Origin of the sequence: Sporosarcina ureilytica (assembly GCF_001753205.1) — a bacterium.
Taxonomy (GTDB): domain Bacteria; phylum Bacillota; class Bacilli; order Bacillales_A; family Planococcaceae; genus Sporosarcina; species Sporosarcina ureilytica.
This window is the reverse complement of record NZ_CP017560.1, coordinates 3,193,519-3,206,585: the sequence shown is the minus strand read 5'-3', so window position 1 is coordinate 3,206,585 and position 13,067 is coordinate 3,193,519. Positions and strand designations below refer to the sequence as shown.

Below are 13,067 nucleotides of genomic sequence, written 5' to 3'. Positions count from 1 at the left end.
TAGGTTCATGCCTATTTTGAGTGGCTTTTTTATTTTGGCGGGTTTAAGGGGGAATTCGATTGAGGTTGAGAGGAGTTCGAGTATTGTTGGGCGTAGTTCATCAGTTGTTGCGCGGAGTTCACAACGCTTTTGGCGGAATTCGTGGATTGTGGGGAATTCGATTGAGTTGGAGAGGAGTTCGAGTGCCCGGGAGCGTAATTCATCGAACCTTCCGCCCTATTCAAAGATAGGGAGTTTGCCCCAATCTTTCTACTTCGTTATTCATATACATTCTTATACTAGTGAAAAAAGTCTTGTAAATAGGACTAAGTTCCATGAAAGCGGGTAGACTACTTGTAAGACTTGCAACTAGGAGGTGCTGTCATGGCATTGACGGCAGAGCAGCTGTTAAAAGAAAGCCAACGTCGGACTCGAAGCGTAAGAAGTACGTCAGCGGGTATCCGTAAATATAAAATGGCTAGACAAATTCCGGAAGATTATATTGTACTAGATTTTGAAACGACTGGGCCAAGACCTGGTGCGGATAGAATTATACAAATCGGTGCGATTAAATATATTAATAATAAAAAGACAGAAGTTTATCATACATTGATTAATCCTCGTAGATATATCCCAACCGATGTGACTAAGCGTACGAATCTTACAAACTACTTGGTAGAAGATGCACCGTTAGTCGAGGATAAAATAGTTGAGCTAATCGATTTTATCGAAGGATTACCAGTTGTCACCCATAACGCTTCATTGCATATGAATTTTTTATACGCCATTGAATATTTGGAGGGCGTTGAAATTCCAGCGTACAAGGTGATTGACACAGCACGATTGGCAAGAAAAAGCCTCTCGGGATTTACGCATCAAAAGCTTGAGAAATTAACAGAGTACTTACAGCAAGAATACGAGGCACAAGATATGATTAGTAATTGCGAAGCCATTCATAAAATCTATCAACTTTGTATAGATAAATGATAAAAGATATGAAGCGTCCTACTTCAATGAGGACGCTTTTTTTCTGTGTAAAATAACATTTCGACTCCCTAAACAGTTCAATATTCTGTATAATGAAACTACTGCAATGAACTAGTGCCAGTCACTGAAACAATACTGAAACATTCACGTTAAATCAATTAGTCGTGAATGCCCAAACAAACATGTTTGTTTGGGGGACTGGCACCATAGAAGAGCACCAAGAACGGGTGGGGGAAGATGAAGCGATTATCAGCATCGGTTACTGTACTGGCAGGTTTTCAGTGGTTATTTTTTATGTTTGCAAATACGGTCGTCATCCCGATTTCGATAGGTGGCGCTTTTCAATTAGAACAAATTGAAATCGTTTCGGCGATTCAGCGATCGTTTATATTTACGGGGATTGCTTGTTTATTGCAAGGCTTTTTCGGTCATCGTTTGGCCTTGATGGAAGGGCAATCCGGTTTATGGTGGGGCGTGATTTTAAGTTTAGCGGGAACGGCTAGTGCAATGAATTTGGATTTAGTGACGGTAGGCGGAAGTATCTCGGTGGGTATCATTATTTCCGGGGTCCTTGTTGCGCTGTTCGGTCTATTAGGGATGGGCGAGCTGTTAAAGAAATGGTTCACGCCGATTGTGATGTTTGTGTTTTTATTACTGCTGGCGAATCAACTCATTACCATATTTTTAAAAGGAATGGTTGGCTTAAATACAGGGGAAACAATTGATGGAAAGCTCACGATATTTTCATTCTTGCTTGCTGCGTTTACGATCCTCATCCATGTCAAAGGGAAAGGCATCATAAGCAGTTTGAATTTATTAATCGGTATGACAGTTGGTTGGGTTTTGGCTGTTCAATTATTTCCACAAGAGGCAACAGAAACGATTCGAACGACGCCTTTTCTTCAGTGGTTTCCATGGGGGCAGCCTGCGTTTGAGTGGGGCATCGTCATTACGGTCGTCATTACTGGTTTATTAAATACGACGAACACTGTTGCTACATTAAAAGGCGCGGAAGGTGTTTTTGAAAAAGAAACGACACCCAAACAATATAAAGCATCTTTTTTCATAACTGGTTCTTTATCAGCCGTGACGGGCGCCATTGGACTGGTTCCGAACGCGCCGTATGCATCTTCTTTAGGATTTTTGCAATCAACTGGGATTCGTGAACGGTCACCCTTTATTCTCGGGTCACTCTTATTCATTTTACTCGGGATGGTGCCTACATTTAGTGCTTTTTTCTCAACGATTCCACAAAGCGTAGGCAATACGGTTTTATTCGTCGCCTATATACAATTATTTAGGTCGGCACTTCGAAATATTGAAGGGCTCACATTCGAACCGAAAACAGTTTATCGAATCGCACTGCCTTCGTTACTAGGATTGTCGATTATGACACTGCCGCCAGTTGCGTTTCAAACATTGCCGGAACTCGTTCGGCCAATTTTATCAAACGGGATGCTTGTTGGAATTATTGCGGCTTTGCTGATGGAATTAATTTATCACATTAATAAAGATTACTTACATAAAAGGGGATCATGACATTGGACTATTTATACAATCCATATTTTACAAAAAGACATACAGCATTTGCAAAAAACGGAATGGTCGCGACTTCGCAACCGCTTGCTGCTCAAGCGGGGATTGAAATTATGCAACAGGGCGGGAATGCGATTGACGCAGCCATTGCGACAGCGGCGGCCTTAACTGTAGTGGAACCGACGTCTAACGGAATCGGTGGAGATGCATTTGCACTTGTCTGGGTGGATAATCAACTGCACGGGTTAAACGCATCCGGTCCTGCACCACAATCTTTGACAATTGATAAAGTAAAGGCAGCGGGCCATGAAAAAATGCCAACACACGGCTTAACGCCGATTACCGTACCGGGTGTTCCGGCTGCATGGGCAGAACTGTCCAAGAAGTTCGGGAAATTACCCCTACTGAAATCATTAGAACCTGCAATTCGCTACGCGGAAGAAGGATACCCGCTCACGCCGATTTTAGGGAAGTATTGGAAAATCGCATACAATCGATTTAAAGAGATTGGCACTTCCGAGGAATTCCATGCTTGGTTTGAAACATTTGCGCCGAACGGCAGAGCACCAGAAATTGGAGAAATGTGGCGTTCACCAGGACATGCAGAAATACTACGTCTCATTGGCGCATCAAACGCCGAAGCATTTTATCATGGTGAAATTGCAGATAAAATTGGTGCGTTCATGGAAAAGCACGGCGGCTATTTAAGGAAATCAGATTTGGAACGTTACAAACCTGAATGGGTGACACCGATTTCTACGAATTATCGCGGCTACGACATTTGGGAAATCCCGCCGAATGGCCAAGGGATGATTACGTTAATGGGGTTAAATATTTTATCCGAACTGCCAGCGCCAATTCCGCATGATGTACACTCTTTACACAATCAAATTGAAGCCATGAAGCTCGCGTTTATCGACGGAAAAGCGTTTATTACAGAACAGGCGGATATGCCGCTTGATTATCGTGAATTGCTTTCAAAAGATTATGCGGAAAAGCGCGTTCAAAAAATCGAGGAACATGCCATAATTCCTGAACCGCTTGAATTGCCAAAAGGCGGCACAATTTATTTAGCAGCTGCAGACAGCGAGGGCAATATGGTGTCGTTTATCCAATCAAACTATATGGGCTTTGGTTCAGGCATCGTTATTCCAGAAACGGGCATTGCACTACAAAACCGCGGGGCTGACTTTAGTTTAGATGAAGAGCATCCGAACGCGTTGAAACCTGGGAAGAGATCTTATAATACAATTATTCCAGGTTTCTTAACGAAAGATGGACAAGCAGTTGGTCCATTCGGCGTCATGGGCGGTTTTATGCAACCACAAGGACATCTTCAGTTGGCGGTAAATACGATTGATTACCAATTAAATCCACAAGCAGCCCTCGATGCACCGCGCTGGCAATGGGTGGAGGGCAATAAAGTGCTCGTTGAACCGGAATTTCCGAATCATTTGGCACAAGCGCTTGCTAGACGCGGACATGATATTCAAGCAACCGTCGATTCCGGTTCATTCGGGCGCGGTCAAATTATTTGGCGCGACCCGGAAACGGGTGTCTTATCAGGCGGGACAGAATCTAGAACAGACGGAGCGATTGCTTTATGGTAAAATAGTTAGGAAAAGCTGAAGCCTCTGGCGGTTGAAGCTAGGCTAACTAGTTTGGAATTAAAGGAGCGATTCTCCAGATGAATACGGAAACATCTAAAACAGACCCCCGCTTCAAGATTGCACACAGAGAAGCGTGGATTGGTGTAGGGCTTGCAATCTTTAACTTTATTTGGTGGTTTGGTTTTGCGTATGGACTTGGGTCAAGACCTGTTGAAGCATACACATATATATTCGGTTTACCGGATTGGTTTTTTTATAGTTGCGTCGTCGGTTTTCTCCTCATGTCGGCACTTGTCATTGTAATCGCAAAGTATGTCTTAACCGAAGTGTCATTCGACGAGGAGGTTGAAGAATGATGAACATTGGTGTAATCATTCCACTCATCATTTTCCTAATCGGGATTTTCGCAATCGGGTTAATCTCGTCGAAGCGGATGAGTACGCCGGGCACAAGTTTCTTAAGTGACTACTTTTTAGGCGGACGTGAACTCGGCGGATTTGTTCTTGCGATGACAATGGTTGCCACATATGGCAGTGCCTCGAGTTTCCTCGGGGGACCTGGAACAGCGTATACAGTTGGATTTGGCTGGATATTGCTTGCCATGGCACAAGTCGTCACTGGATATTTCGTGTTGCTTATTCTTGGGAAAAAGTTCGCCATTTTGGCGCGCAGATACAATGCAGTAACCATGATTGACTTTTTGAAAGTGCGTTATAATAGCTCAGCGGTCGCGATTTTATCTGCCATTGCCATTATTATCTTTTTATTCTCAGCGATGACTGCGCAGTGGGTTGGGGGCGGTCGCCTCATTGAATCGCTCACGGGACTACAATATACGACAGCGCTCTTTATTTTCGCGATATCTGTCCTTGTGTACGTCGTGATTGGCGGATTCCGTGCTGTAGCGGTAACCGATGCGGTGCAAGGGGGCATTATGGTCATCGGCACACTCGTCTTATTGATTGGTGTAATTATCGCAGGAGGCGGCGTTCCGGCAATTATGCAAGATTTGCTGAATGAAAATCCGCGTCTTGTCACGCCATTTGGTGCTGATGGTTCTTTATCTGCCGCATACGTCTCGTCCTTTTGGATACTCGTCGGGGTGGGTGTCGTTGCGTTGCCGCAAATGGCCGTTCGTGCAATGAGTTATAAAAATTCCCGCTCGATGCATCGTGCACTTGTGATTGGTACGATTGTTACGGGCTTTATTATGCTGAACATGCATTTAATCGGCATTTTCGCAAGACCCGTCATGCCGGGCATTGAAATCGGCGACAAAGTCATTCCGCTTGTCGCACTTGAAGTGTTACCTGCGTGGCTTGCTGGAATTGTCCTCGCGGCTCCAATGGCGGCGATTATGTCAACGGTCGATTCCTTATTGTTACTTGTTAGCTCGGCAATCGTAAAGGACGTCTACATAAACTTTATTCGACCTGATGCAGAAGAAAGACGCATCAAAATTGTTAGTTTCGGTGTCACGGCCATTTTAGGCGTTATTGTATTTTTGTTAGCCTTAAAGCCACCGGAATTGCTCATATTTTTAAATCTATTTTCATTTGGAGGACTCGAAGCTGCCTTCATCTGGCCAGTTGTCCTCGGACTTTACTGGAAATACGGCAATAAATACGGCGCCATTGCTTCGATGATTACGGGAATGCTATCGTATATCGGTTTACATTTTTATAACCAAGCGTTCGGAAATTTATTTGGCGTGCATACGGTGACGTTTCCAATCCTATTGTCGCTCGTTGCATATGTTGTGTTTAGTTTGACGGTGAAGAGGGAAGTTTATCGGTTTTGAATGGAGAGGGGTCATCTGAATGTAATGATGGCCTCTTTTTTACTTATATGAATAAAAGGTGGCGTGTGCATGTGGAAAATTTACGCAACTTTAACGTTAGCGATGTTCGTATGGGGATTTAACTTGCCACTCCTCAAATACTTATTACTTTATGTTGGCCCTGTTACGATGACCGCATTCCGTTTATTACTAGCAGGCGCAGTCGTTTTTATAATCCTAGCTGCGCTGAAATTAATTCGTCTTCCTACGAAAAAAGAATGGCAATACATAATTGGCGGCGCACTTCTGAACGTCGTTTGTCATCATTATTTCCTCAATATGGGGCTTGAAAGAACTTCGGGTTCAAATGCCAGCCTTATTCTTGGGACTGGTCCCGTGTTAACGGCGATTTCTGTTGCGCTCATTTTTAGAAATTATCCTTCTAAGATGCAGTGGATTGGCTTTATTCTAGGGCTTGGCGGTGTCAGTTCAGTTGTCCTTGCTGGTGGAGGGATGGCGGGGCTAGCTGTTGGCGATGTGTTTGTTTTCATTTCGATTGCAACACAAGTATTGTCATTTTTAATTATTGCCAAAGCAGCAAGAACGCTCGATCCGCGCCTTATGACAGCTTATATGTTAGTGATTGGTAGCCTGATCCTAATTGTCGTAAGTCTTCTTCAAGAACCTGGCGAAATGCGTGTATTTCTTGAAGTCCCCACTAGCTTTTGGCTCGCATTTTCCGCAAGTGCAGTCGTCGGAACGTCCATTGGACATATGTTATACAACCAATCGGTCGGGGAAGTAGGGCCTTCCAAAGCGGCAATCTTTATTAACTTTAATACGATGTTCGCATTACTCGGATCGGTGCTATTTCTGGGTGAAGTGATTACTGCTCGCCATTTAATTGGCTTTGTGCTCATTATTGCTGGCGTAGTGCTTGGGTCTGGGGCGGCGGAGGAAATGTGGCGGCAACGTCGAAGTAGAACTGTTTCTTAATTAAAAAACTAGAAGGAAGGCCTAAACGTCAAGTTTACGTTTAGGTCTTCCTTTTTGTATGCGCATCAATGTCGTGTTAGAAGTACCCGGACAGCTTTGATTAATTCATTCATCAATAGTGGTAACACACTCAGTCCAACAACGATGAGCCAATCTGTACCGCCGAGCATTTGCACGCTAAATAGATCAGCAACAGGGCCGATTGAGACGATGGCTAACTGAAGTGCAATGCCGAGCAACACGGAATAGACAAGCCACTTATTCTTTAGAATACCTGCCTTAAAAACAGATTCCTTCATGGAGCGCAAGTTGAACGCATGGGCTAATTGGGAAAAACTCAAAACGAGAAACGCCATCGTTTGGCCGTATATAAGAATTTCTCCTGAAAGGCCCGATGACAGCATTGACCAGGTAAACTGGCTCCCCGTTGCGCTTGCCACGCCAATGACAAAGGCGATTAGCGTAATCAGTCCAATCAACAAGCCATTGAAAACTAAAAATGAAATGGAATGGGCAAAGATATGCTCTTTCCGATCGCGCGGTTTTTCGTTCATAACGTCCGATTCTTCAGGGTCTACACCGAGAGATAAAGCAGGGAACGTATCGGTTACCAGGTTAATCCATAAAATATGAATCGGGCGCAAGATGACGGGCCATCCGAATAGCATCGCAATAAACAGCGCAATTAATTCTCCTAAGTTACAAGAAAGAAGAAAGACGATGGACTTTTTGATATTGCGATAAATCGTGCGCCCTTCTTCAACCGCTTTGACGATGGATGAAAAATTATCATCCGTCAGCACCATATCCGCAGCACCTTTTGCGACGTCCGTTCCTGTAATGCCCATGGCAACACCGATATCCGCTGCTTTCAACGATGGCGCATCATTGACGCCATCGCCTGTCATGGAGACGGTGTTGTCGTTTGCTTTCAGTGCTTGAACGATGCGCACTTTATGTTCAGGCGTTACGCGGGCATAAACGTTGAATTGGTGACATAGTTCTTTTAATTGTGCATCGCTCAATTCATCCAATTGTTTTCCTGCGATGACTTCTGATGTGTCGGAAGCGATGCCTAGCTCCTTTGCGATGGCGAATGCCGTATCTTGATGGTCACCAGTGATCATAACGGTTCGGATGCCAGCAACTTTCGTAGTTTGGATAGCGTCCTTCACTTCTTCACGCGGAGGATCGATCATGCCGACGAGTCCGACGTATATGAGCTGCTCTTCAACAATCGCTAAGTTTGGCGGCGCGTTGTAAGTACGATAGGCTGCGCCAAGAACACGTAAAGCTTGTTGGGACATCGCTACAGCTACATGTAGGATCTCTTTACGGATGGCATCTGTCATTGGACGTGTTTCATTCGCTATCCGGTAATGCGTGCATTTATCCAACAGTTGGTCAATCGCGCCTTTCGTATAAGAAATGATGTCGCCATTCGTTTGATGAATTGTCGTCATTAACTTGCGATTGGAGTCGAAAGGGATTTCGTCAATACGAGGTTGATTTTCACGAGTCAGACCAATCGATGCGCTCGCCTGCAACAAAGCAATTTCCGTCGGGTCACCCGTCTCGTTTTCCGATGAGTATGTGGCATCATTGCATAATGACATCGCTTGAAAGAGTAGGCGGTGCTGGGTATTATCTAAATCCGCCTCTTCCAAATCAAGCAGTGAACCATCTGTATGGAATTTCATCACAGCCATGCGGTTTTGCGTCAATGTGCCGGTTTTGTCCGAACAGATGACGCTCACGGAACCGAGCGTTTCGACAGCCGGCAGTTTTCGAATGATAACATGCCGTTTAATCATGCGTTGTACCCCAATTGCGAGCACGATGGAAACGATGGCCGGCATGCCTTCAGGGATTGCGGCAACCGCCAAGCTGATGGCCAACAAGAACATATCCATTAATTCACGGCCTTGCAGCGCACCGATGCCAAAAATGAGGATACAGATAAACAAAGCGACAAACCCGAGTGTTTTTCCGAGTCGATCTAAACTTTTTTGAAGTGGCGTTAACTCATCAACTTCCTGATGAAGCATTGCGGCTACTTTTCCGATTTCTGTCTGCATACCGGTACACGTGGCAATGCCGATGCCGCGTCCGTATGTAACGAGCGTAGACATATACGCTTGGTCGCGTCGGTCAGCGATTGGCATGGCGGCATCGCTCACAACAGCGGCATCCTTTTCTACCGGCACAGATTCACCGGTTAATGCCGCCTCATCTATTTTTAGATTGACGGTTTCCACCAATTGTAAATCACACGGAATGTACCGACCCGCATCGAGCATGATCACATCACCAGGAACGACTTGTTCAGAAGGAATTTCCTTGGGGACCCCATCCCGCAAAACAAGCGCTTTCGGTACGGACATCTTCCGCAAGGCGTTCAGTGCTTCGTTGGCTTTTGATTCTTGGGTCATCCCAACGACCGCATTGATGATAACGACAATTCCGATAATGATGGCATCCGTCACTTCACCTAAAATACCTGAAATAATGGCAGCGCCAATCAATACATAAACCAGCACATTATGAATTTGGGCAACGAATCGCTGTAGCAAAGTTCGCGACTTCGCTTTTTTCAGCTGATTCGGTCCATACTGTTGCAATCGGGCAGTTGCTTCTTTCGTTGATAAGCCGGTTTCGATATTTGTCTTTAGCAAATGTTTATCGTTCATCAAGGCACCTCCAACATATTTGATTCAGCAGAACACGCTTACCCTTACATCTGGTAAGAGAAATGCTAGTTTACTAACCTATTCTGTAAATGTTTAAACACCTACTAAAAGAGGAGCAATGCAATTCCGCCGAGGTGTCTTTTATACTGAAACTATACCATAGAATTTTCGGGATACTAGTCAGTGTGCGAGTTTTTATCGGTGCATTATATGCTAGGGAAAATGGTGTTTAGCTATGATTGTTGGTGGTGGGGATTATGGGGGCGGCGTTAAGTAGGAGAAGGATTATTTGGTGGAATTAATTTTTTGAAATTGGTTTCCACTCCTTGTCGCTGGAATTCCGCCCCCGTCCCATCGGATTCCTCTCCCGGTTGCTGGAACTCCTCGCCCGCTCTCGAATTCCGCTCTCGCTCCCTCGAAATCCGCGCTAGCCCTACCGAATTCCTCTCCCAGTCACCCGAACTTCGCCCCCAACCCCACAAAAAATAAAACACCAACACGCACGACTAATCATACATTGCATTCAATAGACTAGAATAAACGAACTAGTCTTACCATCAACCAAATGGGAGGAGTTTGACGTGACATTTTCAATTAATCCCCGCATGGAAGCAATTGAATTATCTGGAATCCGTAAAATCTCAAATTTACTTGATCATTATCCAAACGCGATAAATTTAACGGTGGGGCAACCAGATTTTCCAACACCAACGAAAATTAAAGAAGCGGCAATTCATGCCATCCAAAAAAATCACACCAGTTATACAACAAACGCTGGACTACTAGAGCTTCGCGTGGCTGCCAGCAATTTCTTCAAAATGAAATACGGCTTCACTTACAATCCTCAAACTGAAATAATCGTGACGGCGGGGGCGAGCGGCGCAATGGACGCGACGTTTCGTACGATCCTCGAAGAAGGTGACGAGATCATAATCCCATCACCGATTTACACAGGCTATGATGCACTTATTAAATTAACTGGTGCAACGGCCGTCCATTTAGATACGACAAAAACGAACTTCATTCCCGACCCCCAAAAACTTGATGCACTGATCACACCGAAAACGAAAGCCGTCGTTTTCAATAATCCATCCAATCCAACCGGTGCTGTTATCCCAAACGACACGATGGATGCACTCGTCAAAGTGCTCTCGAAACATGACATCTTCATCGTTTCAGACGAAATATACAGTGAGAATACATTCGAAGGTACACATCGTTCATTCGCCCAATATCCCGAACTAAGAGACAAACTTTTTCTCATCCATGGTCTTTCCAAATCTCATGCGATGACCGGTTGGCGACTCGGATTTATATTTGCCGCTGAAAAGTGGGCGACACATGTTCTTAAAGCACATGCCCACAACACCCTTTGTGCCAATCAACCCGCACAGCACGGAGCCATTTGTGCACTTACTGAATGTACCGAAGTCCCAAAGGAAATGAACAAACAATATATCCAACGTCGAAATCTCGTCCATCATCGCCTCACCAAAATGGGATTGCCAACCATCAAACCGAACGGTGCATTTTATATTTTTCCTTCTATTAAAGAGTTCAATATGACGTCCGAACAATTCACGCTAAAAGTACTCGAAGAAGCTGATGTAGGTGTCGTTCCAGGCAGCGCCTTCACACCAATTGGTGAAGGGTATATTCGTATTTCGTTCGCAAATAGTATTGAACAACTTGAACTGGCGATGGACCGGTTGGAAAAGTGGATCACGAATTGGCGGGAGAATGAAAGGCATATGGTCCCGGATCCACCACTTATATAGATTCAACAAACAAAAAGGCAGTAACATTGACTGAACAATGTTGCTGCCTTTTAAAAATTATTTAATTTCTAGTTGTTAACTTAATCACTTCCATCCATCGATACTTCTCTACTATGAAATAACCCCTACATAGTGTCACTAATGTTCAGAAAGTGAAAAACACATAGCGTTACGGTATATCAACAGGATAGTCTATACTAGTAATAATCAAAAACTTTCATTAGAAAAGAAACTTACGATGGCTTTAAACGTCTACATTTAATAGGATGGAAAATCGTATTGAAATGCGGTTCATTCCATTCACAAAAAAATCATATCAGAAATAGAACTGAACCAATAACTTATGTTATAATCAAAAGATGAATTTAAGTAAAATTTAGGAGTTACATGAAAGGACGCTTATGATGAATAAAAAAGTATGTGTCATTGGACTAGGCTATATTGGATTACCTACTGCAATTATGTTTGCAAATCATGGTGTGCGTGTCCATGGCGTTGACGTTAATGAAAAAGCAATTGAAATGATTCAAAATAAACAAGTTCATATAGAAGAAACAGGTCTCCAAGAACGTCTAGAACATGCAATCGATCAAGGGAATTTTACAGCTTCCACAACACCCGTTGAAGCGGATGTCTATATGATCGCAGTCCCATCGCCAATTAACCCGGATAAAACGGCAAATCTTGAGATAGTTCGCGAGGCGACGGCTTCCGTTGTGCCTTACTTAAAGAAGGGTGCACTCGTAGTGTTAGAATCTACTGTACCCCCGAAAACAGTGGAGAATGTTATGCTGCCGGAACTGCGGAAATCAAACTTAGTATTAGGGGAAGAGTTATTCGTTGCACACTCTCCAGAACGCGTGATTCCAGGCGCTATCTTGAAAGAGTTAGCGAATAATGACCGAATTATCGGCGGGATTGATGAAAAATCAGCCCAAATGACGAAAGAGTTATATGAAGTATTCGTGGAAGGTACAATCCATACGACTGATGCAACGACTGCAGAACTTGTGAAAGTAATGGAAAATACGTACCGTGATGTGAATATTGCGTTTGCCAATGAACTAGCAAAAATCGGCGAAACATTAGACGTAAATATTTGGGAAGCAATTAGATTTGCCAATTTCCATCCACGTGTCAATATTCATCAACCAGGTCCAGGTGTTGGGGGACATTGTATCGCGGTCGATCCGTGGTTTATCGTTGAACTTGCACCTGAACTTTCCGAAATCGTGAAACTTTCACGTGATACGAATGATGGGATGCCAGCATATGTCGCGAACAGAACGAAAGAAATAATTGGAAACGGCACGAAAGTTGCTTTACTTGGCCTTTCATTCAAAGGTGATATTGATGATATGCGCACCAGTCCTTCGCTAACAGTTATCGACGAAATGGAAAAACTAGGCTTAACAGTTGCATCATTTGATCCTTACATTAAAGAAATTGAGCACCCGACACAAAAGCTTACGCTTGAAGAAGCGGTAGAAGGTGCAAATATTGTTGTAATTGTTACGGACCACACACAATTTAAGCAACTAGCACCTGAAAAGGTTGGTTCACTCGTTGCGAATAAAGTAATTTTTGACACGAAAAACATCCTGACGGAAACAGACTGGACAGCTGCAGGATTTGAACATTATCTTCTTGGGAACAGCAAGAAGTAATCAAGGGCAAGCCCCCTTACTGATAATAAAAATCGAGCAATCGA

The 13,067-nt window shown here is 44.0% G+C and carries 9 protein-coding genes; 8 read left to right on the top strand and 1 reads right to left on the bottom strand.

Features of this window, described 5'->3' with window-relative positions:
• Positions 1 to 363 precede the first annotated feature (363 nt).
• The 6 genes from BI350_RS15465 (at position 364) to BI350_RS15440 (ending at position 6,888) form a co-directional block, all read left to right on the top strand.
• Positions 364 to 966, top strand: a complete 603-nt coding sequence (locus BI350_RS15465; RefSeq protein ID WP_075528969.1) for a 3'-5' exonuclease — start codon at positions 364 to 366, stop codon at positions 964 to 966.
• 237 nt (positions 967 to 1,203) lie between these two features.
• On the top strand, positions 1,204 to 2,505 hold the full coding sequence (locus BI350_RS15460; RefSeq protein ID WP_075528968.1) for a uracil/xanthine transporter: 1,302 nt from the start codon (positions 1,204 to 1,206) through the stop codon (positions 2,503 to 2,505).
• On the top strand, positions 2,502 to 4,112 hold the full coding sequence (locus BI350_RS15455) for a gamma-glutamyltransferase family protein (protein WP_211117163.1): 1,611 nt from the start codon (positions 2,502 to 2,504) through the stop codon (positions 4,110 to 4,112). Before BI350_RS15460 ends, BI350_RS15455 begins: the two co-directional genes overlap by 4 nt.
• 77 nt (positions 4,113 to 4,189) lie before the next feature.
• Entirely contained in the window at positions 4,190 to 4,468 is a 279-nt protein-coding gene (locus BI350_RS15450; RefSeq protein WP_075528966.1) for a YhdT family protein, read from the top strand.
• Positions 4,468 to 5,913 carry a sodium/pantothenate symporter gene (panF, locus tag BI350_RS15445; RefSeq protein ID WP_075529412.1) on the top strand — a complete coding sequence of 482 codons (1,446 nt, stop codon included), beginning with the start codon at positions 4,468 to 4,470 and terminating at the stop codon, positions 5,911 to 5,913. Before BI350_RS15450 ends, panF begins: the two co-directional genes overlap by 1 nt.
• Positions 5,914 to 5,982: 69 nt before the next feature.
• Complete coding sequence (locus BI350_RS15440; protein WP_075528965.1) at positions 5,983 to 6,888, top strand: DMT family transporter; 906 nt, start codon at positions 5,983 to 5,985, stop codon at positions 6,886 to 6,888.
• 65 nt (positions 6,889 to 6,953) lie between these two features.
• Here BI350_RS15440 and BI350_RS15435 read toward each other — a convergent pair whose 3' ends face one another.
• Entirely contained in the window at positions 6,954 to 9,578 is a 2,625-nt protein-coding gene (locus BI350_RS15435) for a cation-translocating P-type ATPase (protein WP_075528964.1), read from the bottom strand.
• 581 nt (positions 9,579 to 10,159) lie between these two features.
• Between BI350_RS15435 and BI350_RS15425 the strand changes: the two genes are divergently transcribed.
• Positions 10,160 to 11,356 carry an aminotransferase class I/II-fold pyridoxal phosphate-dependent enzyme gene (locus BI350_RS15425; RefSeq protein ID WP_075528962.1) on the top strand — a complete coding sequence of 399 codons (1,197 nt, stop codon included), beginning with the start codon at positions 10,160 to 10,162 and terminating at the stop codon, positions 11,354 to 11,356.
• A gap of 404 nt (positions 11,357 to 11,760) precedes the next feature.
• Positions 11,761 to 13,023: a nucleotide sugar dehydrogenase gene (locus BI350_RS15420; RefSeq protein WP_075528961.1), complete on the top strand. Its 1,263-nt coding sequence runs from the start codon at positions 11,761 to 11,763 to the stop codon at positions 13,021 to 13,023.
• Positions 13,024 to 13,067: the final 44 nt, after the last annotated feature.

Coding starts and splice junctions, on each gene's coding strand:
- panF (WP_075529412.1), top strand. CDS start 4,468: ATGAACATTGGTGTAATCATTCCACTCATCATTTTCCTAATCGGGATT.
- BI350_RS15435 (WP_075528964.1), bottom strand. CDS start 9,578: ATGAACGATAAACATTTGCTAAAGACAAATATCGAAACCGGCTTATCA.
- BI350_RS15420 (WP_075528961.1), top strand. CDS start 11,761: ATGAATAAAAAAGTATGTGTCATTGGACTAGGCTATATTGGATTACCT.
- BI350_RS15455 (WP_211117163.1), top strand. CDS start 2,502: ATGACATTGGACTATTTATACAATCCATATTTTACAAAAAGACATACA.
- BI350_RS15460 (WP_075528968.1), top strand. CDS start 1,204: ATGAAGCGATTATCAGCATCGGTTACTGTACTGGCAGGTTTTCAGTGG.
- BI350_RS15440 (WP_075528965.1), top strand. CDS start 5,983: ATGTGGAAAATTTACGCAACTTTAACGTTAGCGATGTTCGTATGGGGA.
- BI350_RS15450 (WP_075528966.1), top strand. CDS start 4,190: ATGAATACGGAAACATCTAAAACAGACCCCCGCTTCAAGATTGCACAC.
- BI350_RS15465 (WP_075528969.1), top strand. CDS start 364: ATGGCATTGACGGCAGAGCAGCTGTTAAAAGAAAGCCAACGTCGGACT.